This window comes from Aestuariibaculum sp. M13 (genome assembly GCF_024723255.1).
Classification (GTDB): Bacteria; Bacteroidota; Bacteroidia; order Flavobacteriales; family Flavobacteriaceae; genus Aestuariibaculum; species Aestuariibaculum lutulentum.
Window position 1 is genome coordinate 368,344 of sequence record NZ_JANIAC010000003.1, and the last position, 21,051, is coordinate 389,394.

Here is a 21,051-nt window from a genome sequence, read left to right on the forward strand (position 1 = left end):
GAAATTTATCTATTTAAAATATCATTTTACGTTTTCTTACCAATAACCAGATAATTACCGGAGCACCAATTAAAGCCGTAATGGCATTGATTGGAAGGGTTAAGTCACTATTTGGAACCTGAGAAATACTATCGCAAACCAGCATAATTATCGAACCAAACAAAAACACGGCAGGTAATAAAATTTTATGATTTGAGGTGTTGAAAATCTGGCGTGTTAAATGCGGAATAGCTAAACCAATAAACGCTATAGGGCCGGCAAAAGCAGTGATAGTTCCGGCAAGTAAACTTGTAGCAATGATGATAGCTAAACGGCTTCTTTTAATATTTAAACCTAAACTTTTGGCGTAATTTTCACCTAATAACAAAGTGTTTAACGATTTTATAGAGCCGATACTAATTAACAATCCGAAGCTGTAAATTATTGAAAATATTAAGAGTTCATGCCACGATAAATTGCCTAAACTTCCAAATCCCCAGAAAATATATTGCTGTAACTGTTCGGCAGAACCAAAATATGAGAGCATACTCACTACTGAAGCTGTAATGCTGGCAAACATAAGTCCGATAATTAAAATGGCCATGGTATCCCGAACTTTTAAAGAGGTGATTAAGACTGCAAAAAGAACAAGAAAACTTCCTAAACTGGCAGCAATAACAACACTCCATTTCGACATTAAAAAGGCAGCGAATACACTTCCGAATAAACCCGATCCTAAAATAATGGTTGCAACCCCCAAACTGGCTCCCGAGCTGATTCCTAAAACAAACGGGCCTGCTAAGGGATTTCTGAATAAGGTTTGCATGAGTAATCCGGAAATACCTAACCCTGAACCAACTAAAATAGCAGTCACAGCTTTAGGTAAGCGGTAGTTAATAATAATGTAATTCCATGATTCCTGCGAGGTATTACTACCTGTTAGACTATTAAAAACATCTTTTAAAGGAATGTAAACCGAACCTAAACTTATATTGGTAAAAAAGCACATTACCAACAAAACGGTAAGTACCAAAAATGATATCTTATATGTTTTTAAGGATGTCAATTATTCTAAGCGTTTAAAAAAGTAAAGATCATAATTTTTTAAGAGTTCCGGATGACAAATTTTAATCAGGTCTTTTAAAACTAAATCGGGTCTGGTCATGCCTAACTCAAAATACAAAACGCCGCCGGTGGCTCCAGTGGTATTTGTGAATGAGTAAATATTTTTAGTTTCAAAAGCTTTAAAGGTCGCATGATGTGGGTTTCCATTTTTAAGACTTTCCATACTGGTATAATTTGATGGACTTAACCAGATATCGGCATCTTTGGCTTTAGCAAATACGGTTTCAAAATTTAAGGATAAACTACCTGTTCCTTTAGAATCGCTCCATAGATAGTTAGTATGTGCGTCTTCAAGAAGTTGAGCCTCGGTACTTGTTCCATTAGGTAAATACCAAATGTCTTTGTGCATAGCACCACTTAAAATGGTAGGTCTTGTTTGTGTGTTTTTAGCTAGTTTTTTAGCTTCTAAATAGTCGGTTTCTATACGATTAAAGATGGAATCTGCCTGTTGTTCTTTATTAAATAATACCCCGAAAAATTTTATCCATTCGGCCTTTGCTAAAGGAGAACTTTCTACCCAATCCCCATTAAAGATTACCGGAATTCCAGATTTTTTTATGGTTTCCAAAGATTTGTTTTTTCCGTCAATACCAAAACCAACAACAACCTCGGGTTGGGTTGCTAATAAAACTTCGGTATTTATACCTTCATTTTTTCCAAGCTCTCTAATGTTTCCGGAATCTACCAGAGCCCTTATTTTTTCAGATGAAATGAAATCGGTTCCGGGAAATCCTACCAAAGTATTTTCTGCATTTAAAAGTTCTAATCCCGGTAAATGTGTGGTACTGGTCACCACTATTTTATTTATTGGAAGTGTGACGATGCCATCAAATTCATTAGGGTTTAAAGCTATTTTAGGAAGTATGCTATCTTCAACCAAAGCATATTTATAAACTTTATCAGCATTTGGCCATGGGTTAGATATGGTTAGAATTTTATATTGATTTGTTGCGCTTATAGAAAAACCTTTGGCGTAGTTTAATGGAATTTCAGTAACGGGTTGGTTTGAAATTTCAACTGGTTTAGTTTTCTTTTTACAAGCTATAAGCGTAATAAAAAATAGGACTATTAAAAACGTTTTTTTCAAGATGAATAAAATTTGTGTCAAAAGTAAGATTAATTAATCTTTTGAATAAAACATTAGACTAAAAGGTTTACTTTTGCTGCGAAATTTGGTTTTGTTGGCTTCACGCCAACGAATTAAAAGGGAATCTGGTGTAATTCCAGAACTGTTCCCGCAACTGTAAGCTACAAAGCTTCATGCAAAACTTCAATGTCACTGAAGAGTAATCTTTGGGAAGACCAGCATGAAGACGCAAGTCAGGAGACCTGCCATTTTCAAAACAAATAAGTTAAACTTTCGGGATAAAAGTTTACGTATGTAAATCCATGCGGTTCTCGAGTAATTATTCATTAAAATGAACAAAAAAACAAGTGTTTTTGGTGTACTGTGTTTTGGTATATCTATGGTTGGTTTTGCCCAACAACATCAGGAAGTAGCAACAATTGAGGAATTAGATGAAATTGTTATTTCCGATTCGCGTTTCGAATTAAAGCGTGAGCATTCAGGTAAAACGGTAATTAAAATTTCAAGACAGGAAATAGAAAACAATCAAGGAAAAAACATTGCAGAATTAATCAATACGAAAAGTGGTATTGAAATTAACGGAAGCCGAAGTGTTGAAGGTCAGAATTTAGGATACTATGTGCGCGGAGGTAGTACCAGACAGGTTTTAATTTTGGTAGATGGTATTGCTGTTAACGACCCTTCCTTGGTGTCTAATGAGTTCGATTTACGTCTTTTCGATTTAAACACCGTTGAATCTATAGAGATTATAAAGGGAGCAGCCAGTACCTTGTACGGTAATGCTGCTGCAACAGCTGTGATTAACATCACCACAAAAAAGGCTTCAAGCAATACGGTTTCTGGAAATTTTATGTCGGTAATAGGAACGAATCAATCTCAGGATGATTCAGATTATAACCCTTCGAGTTTTACCAATAATGTTTCGGTGAATGGAACGGCTAACAAATTTAATTATTTGGCAAGTTTTGGCAATCGTTTTGTAGATGGTTTATCGGCGGCAAAATCAGACAATCCAGAGGAAGACACTTTTAACAGGTTTAATACTAACCTTAAATTAGGGTACGAGTTTAATGATGCTTTTAATATTTTGGCATTTGCAAGTTATGATAAATTGAAAACCGATATCGATGGTTTTCCTGCGCCTTCTTACACTTTAGCAGATACCGACGATGAATACCACAGCGAACAAACACGAGTAGGGATTTCACCTAAATTTACGTATGTCAACGGAAGTGTACAAGTGAATGCAGCATACTCTAAAATAGACAGAGAAAGTATTTCAGATTATTCTACCACCAATGAAGCAGGGAGTTTTGTAGTTGATGCTTTCAATAAGTATGTGTTTAACGAGACGCTTTTTACAATTGCTGGTTTAAATTTTACAGAATATAAAAGTTTATTTGCAGACGAAGAAAGCTATACCAACACCGATCCCTATTTAAATGCTGTTTATGTATCGCCTTTCGGATTAAATATTAATGCCGGTGCTCGTTTAAATAACCATAGTGAATATGGTTCGCATCTGGTTTATAATGTAAATCCTTCGTATAGTTTGCCTTTAACTGAAGGATATGTAAAAGCTTTCGGATCGTATGCGACCTCATTTATAGCTCCTAATTTATCGCAGTTATTTGGTTATTATGGTGCAAATCCTGATTTAGAACCAGAGGAGAATTTAACCATTGAAGGAGGGTTAGAGTTCAATACTGAAAAAGGGATTCGATTGAATGCTTTATATTTCCATAGAGATGAAGAGAACACAATTATTTATACTACAGGTTACGAAAATGCAACGACCGATGCTAAAGTACAGGGGGTTGAGGTGGAAGCAGAGGTGAAACCTTGTAATGCTGTTGTGTTTACAGCAAATTATACCTTTACCGAATTAATTGATGGAACACGTTTACGTTTACCTAAACATAAAGCTAATGCTGGTTTGGGGTATAATTTTAGTGTGAATACTTATGCGTCTTTAAATTATCAGTTTGTAGGAAGTAGAATGGATACCGATTTTTCCATTTACCAAAATGTAGACTTAGATTCGTTTTCTTTAGTAGATTTATATTTCAGCCATAAATTATTAGAAAACAGATTGAAACTTTTTGCAGGAGTAACCAACTTATTAAATGAAGATTATGTTGAAGTTATAGGTTATACCACAAAGGGTAGAAATGTTAATGTAGGTTTGAATATCAGTTTATAGATATATTTAAATTTTGAAATAAAAAGGGCGTTCTAAATGGAACGCCCTTTTTTATGTTGTGTACATATTAATTCGGAATTAAATCGCAGTACCAAACGCCGTATTTGTCGCTTTCGCAAACTGAATTATCGGTGTTCGGGTTATCGTATTCTCGGTATACTTTTTCTCCAATTTTAAATTCAATAGGGTTTTTAAAAATAGGCCCATCGAAACAAAACGTGTGAAATTCACCATTTTCACCGCAAGGGTCAACACCTTCAGGAAGGTTGTCAATAAAATTTTTATCGATAACGGTGCCAACGAAATCTTCATTAAAGAATTTAGAATTGGCACAAACGATTATTGTTTTGAAACCCAAATCTAAAAATTCATGCATTAATTCTTTGGTATCACGTTTCCAGATGGGAAAAACCGCCGATATATTTTGTTTTGCCAGTTGCGCTTCACGATAGGCTTTTAAATCTTCAAGAAAAATATCTCCAAAAGCTGTATGCGTAAAGCCTTCAGTTTTTAGGCGGACAACGGTTTCGAGCATTTTCATCTCATAAGTTACCATATCGGGCATTTCGGGAAGTTCAATAAAACTCGATTTAATGCCTATAGATTGGGTTTGAGCCTCTAGAAGTTCTTTTCGTAAACCATGCATTGACACTCTGTTGTAATGCGTATTAATGGTTGTGATTAATTCATCGACCGTATATTGTTCGTCTTGTAATAAATGGTAAAGTGCCAGGGCAGAATCTTTTCCTGAACTCCAGTTAAAGTAGGTTTTATGTTTATTCAAAAATGGTATTATTAAAAATATTATTAGGTAATGGTTTCTCTACATACATTTCGTTTCCAAAGCGTTCAAAGCTATTACTGTCTTTAAAAAGTTTAAAAGCAGTTTTAGGGGAATTTTTAATTTGTGAAATTTTGCTGGTAGCTCCAGAAATATCAGCTAAGGCAGTGGCTAATAAGGTTTCATTTACATCACCTATCATGCCTAAATTCAGAAAGCTCTCTTCCATTGGAATATCAGGAGTAAGTCCGTTATCATAATCGGTGTTCCCAACAACATTTAACGATTTAAAAATTAAAGGTTGCATGGCATAAGTATGATTTGGATTAGCCCCTTCGCGTGTAAAGTTTTCTGAATCATAAAGTGTGGTAGACGCCTGATATTTTCCTGTCGTATAATCACCAATATGGATAACATTAATGTAAGGGTCTAAACTGTTTATAACCAGTTCGCTGGCTGAAGCAGAAGCATCTGTAGCAATAACGTATACCTTATCCAGATTTAGGCTATTTAAGGCTGTACCATCATCATTATTTTTAAATCGGTTAATTAGTAATTCAGGATCTTCATTTTCTAAAGCAGTTTGAAAATCACTATTCCATTCTTCTGTGCTAAAAATTTCGCCATTAAATTGTCCTGTAATCATACTGCTTAACAAAATAGCTGAGTTTACAGAGCCGCCAGGGTTATATCTTAAATCTAAAATAAGATGCTGAATATTGTTTGCTTTAAAATTGGCAAATACATTGTTTAACTGAGTGTCGTAATTTGCGGTAAAGCCATTGTACATCAGGTAACCAACATTTTGTCCGTTTACTTCATAAATATTGGTATAGTAAATTGGGTTTTCGGTGTATTCTAATTTACTTAAACTGATGGATTCTCCATTTGAATCAATAGTGTCATCTGTGTTTTCAGAAGTGCCATTGTCGTTGTAGGTTGCCAAATTTATGGTATAATTAGAAGCAGATAATAAACTTGAATAATTTGCTGTTGTAAGCGGAATGCCATTTATGGCATTAAACATATCACCACGTTTTACTCCTTTCGTTTCAGCGTCGCTATCGTTTAAAACCAAACGGACAATACCAACTAGGTTAGTGGAACTGTTTGGTTGTAAAAATAATATGAATTCCATACCATTACTGGTTGAAACGCCACTAAAAAGTTGCTCTAATGCAATATAATCGTCTACAATCCAACTGTATTTGTCGACAGTTTCACGTTCGTAAATTAAGTTTTCAAATAAACTTTCCGGACTTGAAAAACTATTTAAATAAGCAGCGTATTCAGCATTTGATGAAAAACGGTCGTTTGCTAAATCAGGTATGTTGTCTTTGTATAAATAAAAAACATTCATTCCACGCCAAACAAAATCACTTATTGCACTTGCAGCAATTTGATTGTCGTCGTTGTCTTCAAAACAGCTAAAATTTAAAAAGGAAACCAAACACAAAAGTGTCAGGGTTTTTATATTTCGGATCATATTTTTGGGTTACTAATTTTTGTTATTGTTCCTAATAACTGAAAATATACGTTATTTATTTGACAGGGAACTCTAAATTCTTATACATGCCTTTTCCAAGAGGCGTAAAGTCTTTTGCATCTGCAATGCGTTTGATGTCTATACTAGGTGTAGATTTTTGATTCATTAATTTACTGGAAGATCCTGTTATTAAAGAAATGGCTTTAGCTAAAAACACTTCATTTTCATCACCTAATGTTCCCATATTTAATAAATCTTCTCCCTCTGCAGTAGCCCCTGAACTTGTTTGATAAGTAATTAAGTAATCTGGTGTTAGCCCCTGATAATAATCTGAGACACCATTTTTGTTTGCCGATTTTAGTACCAAAGGTTGCATAGCGTAGGTGTGATTTGGGTTCGCATTATCACGACCATAATTTGGAGAATCATACAAGGTTACCGATGCAGTATATTTTCCTGTTGTAGCGGTACCTATTTGTACAACATTTATATAAGGACGAAGGCAATTAATTACCAATTCACTGGCAGAAGCCGAACCATCGGTGGTTAAAATATATACTTTATTCAGATTTAAGGAATTAATCGCGGTATCATCGGCTAATTTATCGGTAAAACGATTGATAAGGTATTCCGGATTATTCGATTCAAAATAGGCCTGATATTTATCGTTCCATTTTTCGGTAGAAAAAATACCGCCGTTAAATTGACCTGTAATCATGCTTGATAAATTAATGGCAGATCTAACAGAACCTCCCGGGTTGTACCTTAGATCTAAAACTAATTCGTTAATATTTTGAGATTTTAAATCGGCTATAGCATTGTTTAAATCATTATCAAAATTGGCAACAAAACTATTGTACATTAAATACCCTATTTTAATACCGCTGCTTTCAATTACCTTGTTGATTAAGATTGGATTTTCGGTAAATTCGGTTTTGGTTAATTCAACTGTTTTACCATTAGAGGCGATGGTATTATTAGTAATATCGGCCATACCTAAAGTGTAGGTGTTATTAGAACCAAACAGTAAGTCAATATAATTGTTTACTGTAATTTGAACACCATCTACAGTTAAAAAGAATTCGCCACGGTTTATGTCTTTTGAAGCAGCATCAGAGTTGTTGGCCACATAACGAATATATCCAAAAACATCATCAGATCCTGATAATCGCACTAGTTGAAAATCTAATCCGTTTGAGTTGGATGTTCCCTGAAAAGAATTTTCTAAAGCAACATAATCATCAACAATATAACTGAATCTGTCCACCACGTCAATTTGATATAGCATATCATCAAATAAACTTTCAGGTGTGTTATAACCATTTAAAAATGTATAATATTCATCGTAAGTTGTGAATTTGTCATCAGCTAAATCAGGTACATCCTGCTGCCATAAATACACTTCGTTTAGTCCTGCCCAAACAAATTCGTTTACTTCATTATTTAAGGAAACAGGTGTGTCTTCGGTTTCTTCAGTTTCCTGAATGATGGTTTCTTCATTTTCTGTACAGCTAAATAAAAATGAAAGTCCAAAAATAAGGGCGAAAAGTAGGTTAACGGGCAATTTTACTATCTTCATAACAACATAATAAAGGTGAAATGTTGTAAATGTAACGACATTATCAGGTAAATTAAAATTTTTTGTAACAAAATATAAAGTCGTTCGTCGTAATATCAAATAGCCTAAATAAAGCTATTTTAACCAACCAAAACCAAAAATTAAAATGACTCAAACAGAGTTTTTAAATATTGTGATGCCATTTAAAGATAAGGTATTTCGTTTAGCTAAACGATTACTGATATCTACAGAGGAAGCTGAAGATGCTACACAAGAGGTTTTGTTGAAGTTATGGAATAATAAGAAACAAATAGAAGGGTATAAGAATGTAGAAGCCTTTTCAATGACGATGACCAAGAATTTTTGCTTCGATAAATTAAAGTCGAAACAAGCACAAAATCTAAAAATTGTTCATAGTAATTATGAGGACGGAAATACATCTTTGCAAAAGCAGGTTGAAGTAAGCGATAGTGTTAACTGGGTGTCTAAAATAATTGAAGAATTACCCGAACAACAAAAATTAATTGTTCAGCTGCGGGATATAGAGGAATATGATTTGGACGAGATTGCCGAAATGCTGGAAATGAATAATACAGCGGTACGAGTGGCCTTGTCAAGAGCAAGAAAAACAATAAGAGAGAAATTGACTAATACACATAATTATGGTATTAAATAGTATAGAAAAGTTACTTGAAAAGTACGAGAACGGCGAAACATCGCTAAAAGAAGAGCAACTGTTGAAAAAATATTTTGCGCAAGAAACAGTACCGCCACATTTAGAGATGTATAAGTCTATGTTTAATTACTTTAAAGTAAGCCAGCAAGAACAATTTACGAAACACGTTCCATTAAAAACTAAGAAAGTATATAACTATAAATGGATTTCTGTAGCTGCCGTAGCTGTTCTAATGGTAGGGTTTTATTTTAAATCGACATCAAAATCAAATGACGATTTAGGAACATATCAAGACCCGCAAGAAGCCTATAACGAAGTGGCTAAATCTTTAGCTATGATTTCTGGGCATTTTAACAAAGGGGTTTCAACCATGGGCTATTTAAATGAATACGAAAAAGGTTATGAAACACTAAATTATTTAAACGAGTTGGAAAACTCAACCCGAATTATTTTTAAAACCAATCATTAAAAAACGAACAAAATGAAATGCCTAACTATACATAATCTAATGAATTAAAATGATATTAAAGGCATTCCTTTTGACCATTTATCAACAGTAAAAACGAACAAAATGAAAACAATAAAATTTAATAAACAGTCTATGAAAAGCAAATTATTAGTATTTGTATTAGCTTTAATGTTATTGCCAATAGCAGCAATGGCACAGAAGGATATTTTTGAGAAATACAATGAGAGTTCCGATGTAACTTACGTATCTATCCAACCTAAAATGTTTCAAATGATAGCCAAAATGGGTATCAACGTAGACGATCCGGAAGCTAAAGCCTATATGGATATGGTAAAAAGTATTACCAGTTTTAAAACGATTACTACCGATAATGCTACGATTTCGTCTGATATTACAAAATGGGTAAAGTCACGTTCCAGCGCTCTTGAAGAATTAATGGAAGTAAAAGATGATGGATCTGAAGTGAAATTCTATGTAAAAGAAGGAAAGGATGCCGATCACGTTAAAGAGCTTTTAATCTTTGTAAACGGCATGGATAAGGTTATTGACAGTGATATAGAAATAAACGGTAAAAAACGGCGTTTTGAAACTGTAGTGGTTTCATTAACAGGAGATATCGACCTTAATGAAATCTCAAAACTTACCGAAAAAATGAATATTTCCGGAGGTGAGCATTTAGAGAAAAAGAAATAAAAACTAAAATCAATCAATCATGAAACGAACAGTTCATTATATCATCACAGGTTGTATTGTCGCACTAACTTTGGTTAGTTGTGGCAATACGCCAAGTTTACAAAGTTACTTTGTAGATCATCAGGAGTCGGCGAGTTTTATTTCTCAGGATATTCCAATTTCTATGCTGAATATAGATACTTCTAATTTTTCCGAAGACCAAAAGGAAGCCTATAACTCGGTAAGCCGATTAAATTTTTTAGGCTACAAGTCTGATAGTACTAATGTTGATGCTTACACCAGTGAAGTAAATAAAGTAAAAGCAATTTTAAGCGACGAAAAATACCTGGATTTAATAGAGTTTAGCGATCGCGGAAATAAATTTGTAATGAAATATATTGGTGATGACGATGAAGCCGATGAGGTTGTGATTTTTGGAAGTTCTAAAGAATTTGGCTTCGGAATTGCACGAGTTTTAGGAAACGATATGAATCCTCAAAAAATGATGACACTTGCCGGATTGATGAAGGGAGCCGATATAGATGAAGAGCAAGTGAAAAGTGTGATGAACTTTTTTAAATAGATTATATCAAGTTAAATGTTAAAAGAAAAAGGGTTGCCAAACGGCAACCCTTTTTTATACATTATCGTCAGATTCGTTATTACGGTGTGTTTTCGAATTGACATAAACTAAATTGGCAACAATCACTAAAAAAATAATGGCTAATAAGGTTTTAATGGCATAGTTATCTAAAATATCCAGCACGCCGGATACAAAATAAATTCCTATTAAAACACCACAGAGTAGCAGTGATTGTTTGTCGTTTAGCATATAAATTAAATTCCTGTATAGTTAGCAGGAGTAATACGTTTTAATTCTTCTTTTATTGCATCAGAAACCTCTAAAGTATCAATAAAATTTGAAATAGAGTTTTGGTTTATTTTCTCGTTAGTACGTGTTAAACCTTTTAAAGCTTCATATGGGTTAGAGTAAGCTTCACGACGTAAAATCGTTTGAATAGCTTCAGCAACTACAGCCCAGTTATTCTCTAAATCTTCAGCAAATTTAGCTTCGTTAAGTAATAATTTACCTAAACCTTTTAAAGTTGATTTGAATCCGATTAAGGTATGTCCGAAAGGTACACCCACATTTCTTAATACGGTACTGTCAGTTAAATCACGTTGTAATCTTGAAATAGGTAATTTAGCCGCTAAGTGTTCAAAAACTGCGTTTGCAATTCCTAAGTTTCCTTCAGAGTTTTCAAAATCGATAGGGTTTACTTTATGTGGCATGGCGCTACTTCCAACTTCACCAGCTTTAATTTTTTGCTTAAAGTAATCCATAGAAACATACGTCCAGATGTCTCTGTCTAAATCGATAATAATATTGTTGATGCGTTTTAAGGTATCAAATAAAGCCGCAATATGGTCGTAATGCTCAATTTGAGTTGTTGGGAACGAGTGGTTTAATCCTAAGGTGTCTTCGACAAATTTAGTTCCGAAAGCTTTCCAGTCGATGTTTGGGTATGCTACATTATGTGCATTGTAATTTCCTGTTGCTCCCCCAAATTTAGCAGCGTTAGGAACTGCGCTTAATAATTTAAACTGCTCTTCTAGTCGTACAACAAAAACTTCGATTTCTTTTCCAAGACGTGTGGGAGAAGCTGGCTGACCGTGCGTTCTTGCTAACATTGAAATGCCCGACCAGTCACTTGCTAAAGTTTTCAATTTGTCTAAAACCAAAGTATATTCCGGAGTGTAAACGTTGGCTACGGCTTCTTTAATACTTAATGGAATAGCGGTGTTATTAATATCTTGAGAAGTTAATCCGAAGTGGATAAACTCTTTGTATTGAGATAAGTTTAAAGCATCGAATTTTTCTTTAATGAAATATTCAACAGCCTTAACATCATGATTTGTTACTTTTTCAATGTCTTTTATCGCTAAAGCATCAGCACTTGAAAAATTTTTGTAGATGGCTCTTAAATCTCCAAAAATTGAAGCGTCTACATCTTGAAGTTGTGGTAAAGGAATTTCACAAAGTGCGATAAAGTATTCTATTTCTACTAAAACACGGTATTTTATTAAAGCTTCTTCAGAGAAATAAGGTGCTAAATCTTCTGCTTTACTTCTGTATCTCCCGTCAATAGGAGAGATGGCGTTAAGTGGTGATAATGACATGTGATGTTTGATTTTTTTCAAGTTGCAAAGATAGCTTTTTTACGCGTAAGAGCGAAAACCAATCTTATAAGTTTTTAAGCTTCTTCATTTTATTTAAAATATGCTTTGCCCGTGACTTATATGCAGCACTTTGATGATGGAAATCTTGGTGTAAAATGTCTAACAGTTGCGGGTGAACCCAATGTGTTTCTTTCCCCAATAAAAACAGAGTTTCCATGGCATGCACTTTGGCCGCTACTTTATGTTCGCTAATCATCCAGTCAAAACAAGCCTCAATCATTTTTTCTTTATGCTTAGACTCTAACGATTTTTTAATGGGGTTGGGTTGCTTCGAGGTGTAACGCTCGGCAATAAGCGAGCAGATTTTAGCCATGGGGCGTACAGAAGAATCAAAATGGACTTTACTTAGGTTGTTGGTAAAAAAATCTAAATGAGGTATCATGGCATAAATATATTCCAGACAAACGAATTCTAAAATCCTGGCAGCTTTAAAAGATGTTTCGTCGTCAACCATGAATGAAATGTTTATTAATTCGGGAAATAAAGACATATCATTTAAAACGAACTGAGCAAATTGAAAGCGGTCATCACGAGCAGCTGTTATATAAGATAATTCTTTATAAAATTCATCTGAAGTCATTCTATTATTTCCTATTTTAGACCTTTTAAAACTTATGGTAAAATAATATATAGATGAAATTACTAAAAAAAATATTACTGGCACTTCTTGTTTTAATTGTTATCGCTCAATTTTTCGGACCTGAAAAAAATGAAGGGGATATGGCTTCTGTAGAACCGTTTTTAGCTGAAACTAATCCGCCAGCAGATGTAAAAGCTATTTTAGAAGAAACCTGTTACGACTGCCATAGTGATTTTACCCGATACCCTTGGTACAATAATATTACGCCTGTAAATTATTGGCTAGCTGAGCATATTGAGGACGGAAAAAAGCACTTTAATGTGTCAAATTGGGTAGGGAATTCAGTAAAGCGTAAAGACCACAAGTTTGAAGAACTTATTGAGATGGTAGAAGATAAAAGTATGCCTTTAAAATCATACACCATTACTCATGGTGAAGCTAACCTGTCTGAAGATCAGATTAAAGCCGTTGTCGATTGGGCGAAATTAGTACGTGTTAAGTACAGTATGATGCCACAGCCGGAATAGTTTTCAGCTTAATCACCTATTTTTGCTGAAAATTTAAATGGCTTTTCATGCGTAAGCACTTATTAATTATTGGTTTTGTCTGGCCGGAACCTAAGAGTTCTGCTGCCGGAAGCAGAATGATGCAGTTGATTCATTTTTTTCAATCTGAAAATTATGAGATTACCTTTGCCAGTTCTTGTGCCAAAACCGATAATGCTGTAAATCTCGAAGATTTGGGAATTAAACAGGAGTTTATTGAGTTGAATGATTCCAGTTTTAATGGTTTTGTAAAGGACTTAAACCCTGAGGTTGTCATGTTCGATAGGTTTATGACTGAAGAACAATTTGGGTGGCGCGTGGCTCAGGAATGTCCCGATGCTTTACGGATTTTAGATACCGAAGATTTACATAGCCTACGAAAGGGTAGACATCAGGCATTTAAAGATAAACAGCCATATTCAAAAGCTTATCTGTTCAATGATATGGCGAAACGCGAAATAGCAAGTATTTATCGTTGCGATTTAAGTTTGATGATATCGGAAGCTGAAATAGAGATTTTAACCTCCGAATTCAAAGTACCTGAACACATATTGGTTTATTTACCTTTTCTACTTGATAATATTTCAGTAGAACAAATTCAGAAACTTTCAAAATTTGAAGAGCGCCAGGATTTTATAACGATCGGTAATTTTTTGCACGAGCCCAATTATAATGCAGTTCTGTATTTAAAAGAAACCATCTGGCCATTAATTAAAAAGCAGTTGCCACAGGCAGAAATGCACGTTTACGGTGCATATGCTTCGCAAAAAGTGAATCAGTTGAATAATACAAAAGACGGATTTTTAATTAATGGCTTTGCTGAAGATGTTCATCAGGTAATGCAACAGGCTAAAGTGTGTTTAGCACCATTGAGGTTTGGCGCCGGATTAAAAGGTAAATTGGTTGATGCCATGCAAAACGGTACCCCTTGCATCATGTCAAGTATTGCAGCAGAGGGTATGTTTGGTGATTTGGAGCCTAACGGATTTATAGAAGATAACCCGGAACAATTTGCAGAAAAAGCTGTTGAATTGTATCAAAATAAAGTGCTTTGGAAAACCAAGCAGCAAAATGGATTTGAAATTATTAACACCCGTTTTAATGCTGAATTCCATCAAGAGACATTTTCAAAAGTTTTAAATGAAGCGGTTGAAAATTTAGAGCAACACCGTTTAAACAACTTCACGGGACAAATGCTTCAGCACCATTTAATGCAAAGCACTAAGTTTATGAGTAAATGGATTGAAGAAAAGAATAAATAAGTCTTCAATGATTTAATTAAATGTTTCTCCTTCTTGGTTCGCTATAATTATTGGGTCGTCGTTTAGCCATTCAAAATTAGAAAGCGAAACACCTACAGCGCAATCGTCCATACAACCGTCGGGAACATAGTAACAGTTTTCAATAATGTTATTCGAGTCGTAATTAAACGTAATATGGTTGTCTTGGGCATCTACAGATAAATAGTCGTTTAAACATGTGTTGTAAAGTTCGTCAATGGTTAATGCCGGAGCTCCTGAAGTATGGGTTCCTAAAGTCGTTTTTTCTTCTGAAAATGCCTCAAGAATAATTCGGTTATCAAAACCTAAATAATGCCCTGTGTTTTCATTGTAAAGAGTATAAGATTCATAAACTCTTGATGTTACTTTACCATCTAAAACGGTAATGGTTGTGTTAGTTCCAGACCCGAATACCGAACGCGAACTCACCGTGTAGCTATAAGAATCATTGTTAGATTCCTTTAAGTTTTTCCAGGAGTCTAAGCTAATTTTAAAGTTATAAAGGCTTTTAGCTTGTGAGGCATGGTTGCCATCGCAATTATAGTAGAGTGAACTTGTTAAAATTAGTAGAACAAGGGCAACAAATTTCTTTTTCATAAATCCAATCTTATTTGTTTAGTTGCTATAAAATTAAGAAAAAGGATGCGCTTATTCAAGTAATTAATCCATTGGTTTTATTTAAATGAAGTAAATTTTAAAGCCATTCAAAATGTGTTAATTTAATTCCGAAATAACAATCGTCTACACAAAAGTTGGAAGTGTAATAACAATCTTTAAGAATATTTTTGTCATCCACACTAAAATTAATCTCGTTTGATGACGGATTAACAGATAAATACTTTTTTAAACAGGTATTATAAAGTTCATCAATTGTTAAGGCTGGGGCCGCATTGCAAAAAGAAACACTGTTATTGTCATCGTCGTTAGATTCACAATTGTATGTGCCTATGGAGTTCTTATCTTCAACAAACGACCCTAAAATAATTCGGTTTTCATAGTCTAGAAAATTAGCTTCGTCATCATATTGAGAGTATATTTCAAAAGCTCTGGAAATGATTATGCCGTTTTCAACGGTAATAGTGGTGGTGCCGTTGTAGCCTAATTCGGTTTTTGAATTCACTGTATAAGCGTACGACGCATGGTTAAGTTGCTTTAAATTATTCCAGTAATCTAGACTCATTTTAAAAGTAGTAATAGAAGTTTCGATAGAGGTGTTAGTCTCTTCGTTTGAACAACTTAAAATAAATATAGTAAAGAAAAGGTAAGTGGTTTTCTTAATCATTGGTTGGAGGGTTTTTTAATGACGCAAAGTATTACGCTAGCTTTTTTTTAAAGTAACCTAAGGTTTATTAAAATGTTAAGAATAGATTTTAGGGTAATCACCTGTTTATGGAAATTAACTTTTGTACGTGTAGTTTATCGTAGATTATTAAATGGCTTTTTTTTAGCTTTGCGCCTTTAAAATTCAGAATATGATTTCAGTTGATGCTTTAGCAGTCGAGTTTGGTGGAAGCGCTTTATTTAGTGATGTGTCGTTTACTATTAATGAGAACGATAAAATTGCGTTAATGGGAAAAAATGGTGCCGGAAAAAGTACCATGATGAAAATTATTGCAGGCGAACAAAAAGCAACCCGTGGAAATGTACGTTTTCCAAAAGATGTTGTGATTGCTTACTTGCCACAGCATTTATTAACTGAAGACGATTGTACTGTTTTTGAAGAAGCATCAAAAGCGTTTAATCATATTTTTGAAATGCGCGACGAAATGGCGCGCCTTAACAAAGAATTAGAAACCCGCACTGATTACGAGTCTGATGATTATATGAAAATCATTGAAAAAGTATCAGATTTAGGGGAGAAATTCTATGCACTTGAAGAAGTAAATTACGATGCCGAAGTTGAAAAGGCTTTACGTGGTTTAGGATTTAAACGTGAAGATTTCACGCGATTAACTAGCGAATTTAGTGGTGGTTACCGTATGCGTATCGAGCTGGCTAAAATCTTATTGCAAAAACCAGACTTAATTCTTCTTGATGAGCCTACCAACCACATCGATATCGAATCGGTAATCTGGTTGGAAGATTTCTTAATCAATAAAGCGAAAGCCGTAATGGTTATTTCGCATGATAAAGCATTTATCGATAATATAACCAATCGTACTATAGAAGTTACTATGGGGCGTATTTACGATTATAAAGCGAATTATTCACACTACTTGCAGCTTCGTGAAGATCGAAGAATACACCAATTAAAAGCTTACGAAGAACAACAAAAATTTATCGCTGAAACGAAAGCGTTTATTGAGCGTTTTAAAGGAACATATTCGAAAACCAATCAGGTAAATTCACGTGAGCGTATGTTGGAAAAACTTGAGATTATTGAAGTCGATGAGGTTGATACTTCGGCTTTAAAATTACGTTTTCCTCCGGCACCACGTTCTGGTGATTATCCTGTGTCGGTTAAGGATTTATCGAAATCTTACGATGAGCATGTGGTGTTTAGAGACGCTAATATGTCCATTTCAAGAGGAGAGAAGGTGGCTTTTGTTGGACGAAATGGAGAAGGAAAATCGACCATGATCAAAGCGATTATGGGAGAAATTGATGTTGATGGACAATGTGGATTGGGACATAACGTAAAAGTGGGGTACTTTGCGCAAAATCAGGCCTCGTTATTAGATGATAATCTAACTATTTTTCAAACCGTTGATGAAGTTGCCGAAGGCGATATCCGTACGCAGATAAAGAATATTTTAGGTGGCTTTATGTTTAAAGGCGACGATATCGATAAAAAAGTTGGTGTGCTTTCAGGAGGTGAAAAAACACGTCTGGCTATGGTTAAATTACTTTTAGAACCAGTAAACCTTTTGATTCTCGATGAGCCTACCAACCACTTAGATTTAAAATCGAAAGATGTACTTAAAGAAGCCTTAAAGAATTTCGATGGTACTTTGATTTTGGTGTCTCACGACCGTGATTTTCTTCAAGGATTATCGCAAAAGGTATTCGAATTCAAGGACCAGCGTGTTATTGAGCATTTCGAAACTATCGACGATTTCTTAAAACGTAATCGCATAGAGAGTTTAAAACAAATCGATTTAAAGGCTTAAAACTGGCGTCTGTCTAAATAAATTAGGTAAACCATAAAATTATTTTACTTTAGGGAGCATTAAAACATACCCTTTTTAGAATAAAATTTATGAACCCCCTTTTTTATTGTTTAGTAGCGCTGTCGTTTTTTTCTTGTAATACATCAACGTCTAAGATAGATCAAGTTGATACATCCAAACCCAATGTGGTTTTGTTTTATCTCGATGATAGTGGTTATGGAGATGTAGCACATAATGGAAACCCAACAATAAAAACACCGAACATCACCAAACTTAAAGAAAGTGGTGTTAGTTTTACCCAGTTTTATGTTACGGCAGCGGCTTGTTCGGCATCGAGATACTCTTTGCTTACAGGGCGATATCCTGGTAGATCTGGTTTAGGTTGGTGGGTAATTGCTCCAGGAACAAAACAGTATATTCATACCAATGAGTTGACTTTAGCCGAAGGGTTAAAGTCAGTGGGATATAAGACTGGAATGTTCGGAAAGTGGCATTTAGGAACGCCTAATGAAAAGAATAATTTTACACCAGATGCCTTGCCTTTAGCTCATGGTTTTGATGAGTGGATTGGTACTAATGTGTCTCACGATTATAATAATGCTATGTTGTTGCAAAGTGATTCAGAAGGGACTAATCCGGCTAAGGGGTATAAGGTTTTAGCAAAAGATTTACCATCAGATACGTTGACTTCAGAATCTTTAACCGGAGTATGCACTAAGGCAGCAGTGAACTTCATTAAAAAGAATAAATCGAATCCGTTTTTTGCATATATTCCATACAATATGCCACATTTGGGATTATTTGTAAGCGACAAGTTTAAAGGCACATCTCGAAATGGTGAATTAGGTGATGTTATGGAAGAACTTGATGCTGCGATTGGAGATGTTTGTAACGCGCTTGAAGAAGCCGGCATTCGCGATAACACGATTATTATTTTTTCATCTGATAATGGACCATGGATAAAATGGAGTACGCGCTCTGATAGTGAAAAATATGGAGACACTCGTTTAAAAGTGGGATATGCAACACCATTTCGAGATGGGAAAGGGTCGACTTGGGAAGGCGGACATCGTGTGCCTGGTATTATTAGTTGGCCAGCGAAAATAAAAGGTGATAGAAATGAGCAAACTCCAATAAGTACTCTGGATATTTTACCTACTATTCTATCCATTACAGGAGCTGAATTACCAAAAGACAGAACGATTGACGGTCGCGATATTAGTGATTTATTATTGAATGAATCAACTACACCTCAATTTGAAAACTTTGAGTTTTTCTATTCTTATGATGATAATTATCCGTCAGCAATTAGAAAAGATGCCTGGAAATTACACACACGTATAGGCTCCCAGACCGGTGATGATTATGGTTATGTAGCTTCAAAAGAAAGTCCATTATTATTTCAGGTAGAAAAAGATTTGGGAGAACGTGTAGACGTTGCCAGTGAAAATCCGGAATTAGTTTCAGAATTATTGACTGAATTTGAGTTGTTTGAGAAGCAATTAAAGGAAGAGGGGAGTTTCTGGGATAACCAATAAATTTAAAATCGAACACTTAAAATCAGCTTACTTTCTTAAATATCAACCGGACTTAAATCGGCATTCTTTTCTATCTTTGCCGTATGAGTAAAACAATAGAAATACGAACTGTTGATGTGGTTCAGTACATAAAACCTTTACGAGAAGGTGGCTCGATGCCTGGCATTGTAAATGCTGACGACGATTTTCTTTATGTACTGAAGTTTCGAGGTGCCGGACAAGGAAAGAAAGCCTTGATTTCGGAATTGATGGGAGGTGAGTTAGCCAGAATCCTTGGTTTAAAAGTTCCTGAGTTGGTATTTATGAATTTAGACGATTCGTTCAGTAAAACGGAACCGGATGAAGAAATTCAGGATTTACTCAAATTTAGTGTTGGTTTAAATCTCGGGTTACATTTTTTATCGGGAGCTATAACCTTCGATCCGTTGGTGAATACCGTTGATCCTATTACCGCGTCGAAAATTGTACTTTTAGATAGTTTAATTAGTAATATAGACAGAACCGTAAAGAATACCAATCTGCTAACCTGGAACAACGAATTGTGGGTTATAGATAATGGCGCCAGTTTTTATTTTCATCATAATTGGGATTTATATAAAAATCATCTTACCAGAACGTTTCCATTAATAAAAGATCATGTGTTGTTGCCTTGGGCCACAAAATTAGATATAGTGGCTACCGAAATTAAGCAGATTTTTACTAAAGAGAAACTGGAAGAGATTATTGGTTTAATTCCCGAAGATTGGTTGTTAGACGAATCGGAAAAGATGAATCCGCAAGAGATGAGAATAGCTTATATGGAATACTTACAGGCTAAACTGGCGATGATTGATAAACTGGTTAAAGAGGCTGAAGATGCAAGATAAAATTAAGTTTGAATACGCCATAATTCGACTGGTTCCTAAAGTAGAGCGAGGAGAGTTCTTTAATATCGGGGCCATTGTATATGCCAAGCAGAAGAAATTTCTTGGCGTGAAATATCATATCGATAACTTAAAACTGGAAGCTTTTTGTAAAGACATAGATATTAATTTAATTAATAAATATCTTGAAGCCTGGGAACTTGTTTGTGAAGGAAAAAAAGAAGGAGGAAGAATAGGTGCGCTAGATTTACCTGATCGATTTCATTGGTTAACCGCGTCCCGAAGTACTATAATTCAGAGTTCTGAAGTCCACTCCGGGCTATGTGAAAACCCGGAAAAGACTTTAAATGATATATTTCAGAAATTCGTCTTGTAAGTTATTGCTTGAATAACTTAAAGCTTAAAACTTCATCACAATATTCTACAGTTATTTTATTTCTTACAATATCGTCAGGTAATGCAAATTTGTGTTTAACAAGAGCAGAAGGGTAGCAGTAAGAATGTCTCGAAGGTGTGTTTTCTTCAACTTGTTTGTTGTGTCGTCTACGTTCGGTAGTAACAACTAATTTATCTCCGGCGATATAAAAATTAAAATCATCTTTAATATACCCGGGAATTTTTAATTCATAATGATAAGAAGTTTCAGTTTCTTTAACATTTGCTAAGGATGAACTTTCAGGTAGATTGGAATCTTTTTTTTCATGCTCATTTTTTAAGATATCCTGTCTGTTGTAAAACGAGGCATAAGAAGGTTTTTTGTCTACATTAGTGTTTGGTGTCATGGTGTTGTTGTTTGTTTTAGTTTGTAGTTGGTAAATAGAATAAAATCTATTGCGTAGCTAAGTTGCTCGCATTGAA

The 21,051-nt window shown here is 34.7% G+C and carries 22 protein-coding genes and 1 riboswitch; of the genes, 11 read left to right on the plus strand and 11 right to left on the minus strand.

The features are described from left to right. Positions 1 to 13 precede the first annotated feature (13 nt). Positions 14 to 1,045, minus strand: a complete 1,032-nt coding sequence (locus NO995_RS12950; protein WP_258227871.1) for an iron ABC transporter permease — start codon at positions 1,043 to 1,045, stop codon at positions 14 to 16. Further along, positions 1,046 to 2,191: an ABC transporter substrate-binding protein gene (locus NO995_RS12955; protein ID WP_258227872.1), complete on the minus strand. Its 1,146-nt coding sequence runs from the start codon at positions 2,189 to 2,191 to the stop codon at positions 1,046 to 1,048. 78 nt (positions 2,192 to 2,269) lie between these two features. Next, positions 2,270 to 2,456, plus strand: a riboswitch (cobalamin riboswitch). Between the two features lie 66 nt (positions 2,457 to 2,522). Between NO995_RS12955 and NO995_RS12960 the strand changes: the two genes are divergently transcribed. Further along, on the plus strand, positions 2,523 to 4,394 hold the full coding sequence (locus NO995_RS12960) for a TonB-dependent siderophore receptor (protein WP_258227873.1): 1,872 nt from the start codon (positions 2,523 to 2,525) through the stop codon (positions 4,392 to 4,394). Between the two features lie 67 nt (positions 4,395 to 4,461). Here NO995_RS12960 and NO995_RS12965 read toward each other — a convergent pair whose 3' ends face one another. The 3 genes from NO995_RS12965 to NO995_RS12975 are packed head-to-tail and all read right to left on the minus strand — an operon-like array spanning position 4,462 to position 8,240. Then, entirely contained in the window at positions 4,462 to 5,178 is a 717-nt protein-coding gene (locus NO995_RS12965) for a diphthine--ammonia ligase (protein ID WP_240572818.1), read from the minus strand. Continuing rightward, entirely contained in the window at positions 5,171 to 6,661 is a 1,491-nt protein-coding gene (locus tag NO995_RS12970) for a S41 family peptidase (protein ID WP_258227874.1), read from the minus strand. The genes NO995_RS12965 and NO995_RS12970 overlap by 8 nt, the downstream gene beginning before the upstream one ends. Before the next feature lie 55 nt (positions 6,662 to 6,716). Further along, on the minus strand, positions 6,717 to 8,240 hold the full coding sequence (locus NO995_RS12975) for a S41 family peptidase (protein ID WP_258227875.1): 1,524 nt from the start codon (positions 8,238 to 8,240) through the stop codon (positions 6,717 to 6,719). A 145-nt stretch (positions 8,241 to 8,385) separates the two neighbouring features. On the opposite strand from NO995_RS12975, the gene NO995_RS12980 reads away from it, so the two are divergent. The 4 genes from NO995_RS12980 to NO995_RS12995 all read left to right on the plus strand — a co-directional run bounded on the left by NO995_RS12980 (position 8,386) and on the right by NO995_RS12995 (position 10,619). After that, the gene (locus NO995_RS12980; protein WP_240572821.1) at positions 8,386 to 8,895 is read left to right on the plus strand and encodes an RNA polymerase sigma factor; all 510 of its coding nucleotides are present in this window, start codon (positions 8,386 to 8,388) and stop codon (positions 8,893 to 8,895) included. Further along, positions 8,882 to 9,364: a hypothetical protein gene (locus NO995_RS12985; protein WP_258227876.1), complete on the plus strand. Its 483-nt coding sequence runs from the start codon at positions 8,882 to 8,884 to the stop codon at positions 9,362 to 9,364. Before NO995_RS12980 ends, NO995_RS12985 begins: the two co-directional genes overlap by 14 nt. A gap of 102 nt (positions 9,365 to 9,466) precedes the next feature. Continuing rightward, entirely contained in the window at positions 9,467 to 10,057 is a 591-nt protein-coding gene (locus tag NO995_RS12990; protein WP_258227877.1) for a DUF4252 domain-containing protein, read from the plus strand. Between the two features lie 19 nt (positions 10,058 to 10,076). Then, positions 10,077 to 10,619 carry a DUF4252 domain-containing protein gene (locus NO995_RS12995; RefSeq protein ID WP_258227878.1) on the plus strand — a complete coding sequence of 181 codons (543 nt, stop codon included), beginning with the start codon at positions 10,077 to 10,079 and terminating at the stop codon, positions 10,617 to 10,619. A 54-nt stretch (positions 10,620 to 10,673) separates the two neighbouring features. Here the strand turns inward: NO995_RS12995 and NO995_RS13000 are convergent, their stop codons facing one another. From NO995_RS13000 to NO995_RS13010, 3 genes are all read right to left on the minus strand, one after another. After that, positions 10,674 to 10,868, minus strand: a complete 195-nt coding sequence (locus NO995_RS13000; protein ID WP_258227879.1) for a hypothetical protein — start codon at positions 10,866 to 10,868, stop codon at positions 10,674 to 10,676. Positions 10,869 to 10,873: 5 nt separating this feature from the next. After that, entirely contained in the window at positions 10,874 to 12,217 is a 1,344-nt protein-coding gene (gene purB / locus NO995_RS13005) for an adenylosuccinate lyase (protein WP_258227880.1), read from the minus strand. A 64-nt stretch (positions 12,218 to 12,281) separates the two neighbouring features. Continuing rightward, positions 12,282 to 12,857, minus strand: coding sequence for an adenylosuccinate lyase (locus NO995_RS13010; RefSeq protein WP_258227881.1), 576 nt, complete (start codon positions 12,855 to 12,857; stop codon positions 12,282 to 12,284). A gap of 53 nt (positions 12,858 to 12,910) precedes the next feature. Between NO995_RS13010 and NO995_RS13015 the strand changes: the two genes are divergently transcribed. Both NO995_RS13015 and NO995_RS13020 read left to right on the plus strand, forming a co-directional pair. Beyond that, on the plus strand, positions 12,911 to 13,384 hold the full coding sequence (locus NO995_RS13015; RefSeq protein ID WP_258227882.1) for a heme-binding domain-containing protein: 474 nt from the start codon (positions 12,911 to 12,913) through the stop codon (positions 13,382 to 13,384). Positions 13,385 to 13,431: 47 nt separating this feature from the next. After that, a complete protein-coding gene (locus tag NO995_RS13020) occupies positions 13,432 to 14,664 on the plus strand; it encodes a glycosyltransferase family 4 protein (protein WP_258227883.1) in 1,233 nt (410 codons plus the stop codon). Positions 14,665 to 14,676: 12 nt separating this feature from the next. Here NO995_RS13020 and NO995_RS13025 read toward each other — a convergent pair whose 3' ends face one another. Then, positions 14,677 to 15,279: a hypothetical protein gene (locus NO995_RS13025; protein ID WP_240572830.1), complete on the minus strand. Its 603-nt coding sequence runs from the start codon at positions 15,277 to 15,279 to the stop codon at positions 14,677 to 14,679. Positions 15,280 to 15,376: 97 nt separating this feature from the next. Then, complete coding sequence (locus tag NO995_RS13030) at positions 15,377 to 15,964, minus strand: hypothetical protein (protein ID WP_258227884.1); 588 nt, start codon at positions 15,962 to 15,964, stop codon at positions 15,377 to 15,379. A gap of 190 nt (positions 15,965 to 16,154) precedes the next feature. On the opposite strand from NO995_RS13030, the gene NO995_RS13035 reads away from it, so the two are divergent. The 4 genes from NO995_RS13035 to NO995_RS13050 all read left to right on the plus strand — a co-directional run bounded on the left by NO995_RS13035 (position 16,155) and on the right by NO995_RS13050 (position 20,569). Next, entirely contained in the window at positions 16,155 to 17,792 is a 1,638-nt protein-coding gene (locus NO995_RS13035; RefSeq protein WP_258227885.1) for an ABC-F family ATP-binding cassette domain-containing protein, read from the plus strand. 89 nt (positions 17,793 to 17,881) lie between these two features. Beyond that, positions 17,882 to 19,330, plus strand: a complete 1,449-nt coding sequence (locus NO995_RS13040; RefSeq protein WP_258227886.1) for a sulfatase — start codon at positions 17,882 to 17,884, stop codon at positions 19,328 to 19,330. 83 nt (positions 19,331 to 19,413) lie between these two features. Further along, the gene (locus NO995_RS13045) at positions 19,414 to 20,196 is read left to right on the plus strand and encodes a HipA family kinase (protein WP_258227887.1); all 783 of its coding nucleotides are present in this window, start codon (positions 19,414 to 19,416) and stop codon (positions 20,194 to 20,196) included. Beyond that, positions 20,186 to 20,569 carry a DUF3037 domain-containing protein gene (locus NO995_RS13050; RefSeq protein ID WP_258227888.1) on the plus strand — a complete coding sequence of 128 codons (384 nt, stop codon included), beginning with the start codon at positions 20,186 to 20,188 and terminating at the stop codon, positions 20,567 to 20,569. The genes NO995_RS13045 and NO995_RS13050 overlap by 11 nt, the downstream gene beginning before the upstream one ends. Before the next feature lies 1 nt (position 20,570). Here the strand turns inward: NO995_RS13050 and NO995_RS13055 are convergent, their stop codons facing one another. After that, positions 20,571 to 20,975, minus strand: coding sequence for an Hsp20/alpha crystallin family protein (locus NO995_RS13055; RefSeq protein WP_258227889.1), 405 nt, complete (start codon positions 20,973 to 20,975; stop codon positions 20,571 to 20,573). Positions 20,976 to 21,051: the final 76 nt, after the last annotated feature.

Bases quoted from the DNA above. Each gene is read 5' to 3' on its own strand.
- NO995_RS13040 (WP_258227886.1), top strand. From the start codon at position 17,882: ATGAACCCCCTTTTTTATTGTTTAGTAGCGCTGTCGTTTTTTTCTTGT.
- purB (WP_258227880.1), bottom strand. From the start codon at position 12,217: ATGTCATTATCACCACTTAACGCCATCTCTCCTATTGACGGGAGATAC.
- NO995_RS13015 (WP_258227882.1), top strand. From the start codon at position 12,911: ATGAAATTACTAAAAAAAATATTACTGGCACTTCTTGTTTTAATTGTT.
- NO995_RS12960 (WP_258227873.1), top strand. From the start codon at position 2,523: ATGAACAAAAAAACAAGTGTTTTTGGTGTACTGTGTTTTGGTATATCT.
- NO995_RS12995 (WP_258227878.1), top strand. From the start codon at position 10,077: ATGAAACGAACAGTTCATTATATCATCACAGGTTGTATTGTCGCACTA.
- NO995_RS12990 (WP_258227877.1), top strand. From the start codon at position 9,467: ATGAAAACAATAAAATTTAATAAACAGTCTATGAAAAGCAAATTATTA.
- NO995_RS12980 (WP_240572821.1), top strand. From the start codon at position 8,386: ATGACTCAAACAGAGTTTTTAAATATTGTGATGCCATTTAAAGATAAG.
- NO995_RS12975 (WP_258227875.1), bottom strand. From the start codon at position 8,240: ATGAAGATAGTAAAATTGCCCGTTAACCTACTTTTCGCCCTTATTTTT.
- NO995_RS13010 (WP_258227881.1), bottom strand. From the start codon at position 12,857: ATGACTTCAGATGAATTTTATAAAGAATTATCTTATATAACAGCTGCT.
- NO995_RS13055 (WP_258227889.1), bottom strand. From the start codon at position 20,975: ATGACACCAAACACTAATGTAGACAAAAAACCTTCTTATGCCTCGTTT.
- NO995_RS13025 (WP_240572830.1), bottom strand. From the start codon at position 15,279: ATGAAAAAGAAATTTGTTGCCCTTGTTCTACTAATTTTAACAAGTTCA.
- NO995_RS13035 (WP_258227885.1), top strand. From the start codon at position 16,155: ATGATTTCAGTTGATGCTTTAGCAGTCGAGTTTGGTGGAAGCGCTTTA.
- NO995_RS13030 (WP_258227884.1), bottom strand. From the start codon at position 15,964: ATGATTAAGAAAACCACTTACCTTTTCTTTACTATATTTATTTTAAGT.
- NO995_RS13050 (WP_258227888.1), top strand. From the start codon at position 20,186: ATGCAAGATAAAATTAAGTTTGAATACGCCATAATTCGACTGGTTCCT.
- NO995_RS13020 (WP_258227883.1), top strand. From the start codon at position 13,432: ATGCGTAAGCACTTATTAATTATTGGTTTTGTCTGGCCGGAACCTAAG.
- NO995_RS13045 (WP_258227887.1), top strand. From the start codon at position 19,414: ATGAGTAAAACAATAGAAATACGAACTGTTGATGTGGTTCAGTACATA.
- NO995_RS12985 (WP_258227876.1), top strand. From the start codon at position 8,882: ATGGTATTAAATAGTATAGAAAAGTTACTTGAAAAGTACGAGAACGGC.
- NO995_RS13000 (WP_258227879.1), bottom strand. From the start codon at position 10,868: ATGCTAAACGACAAACAATCACTGCTACTCTGTGGTGTTTTAATAGGA.
- NO995_RS12970 (WP_258227874.1), bottom strand. From the start codon at position 6,661: ATGATCCGAAATATAAAAACCCTGACACTTTTGTGTTTGGTTTCCTTT.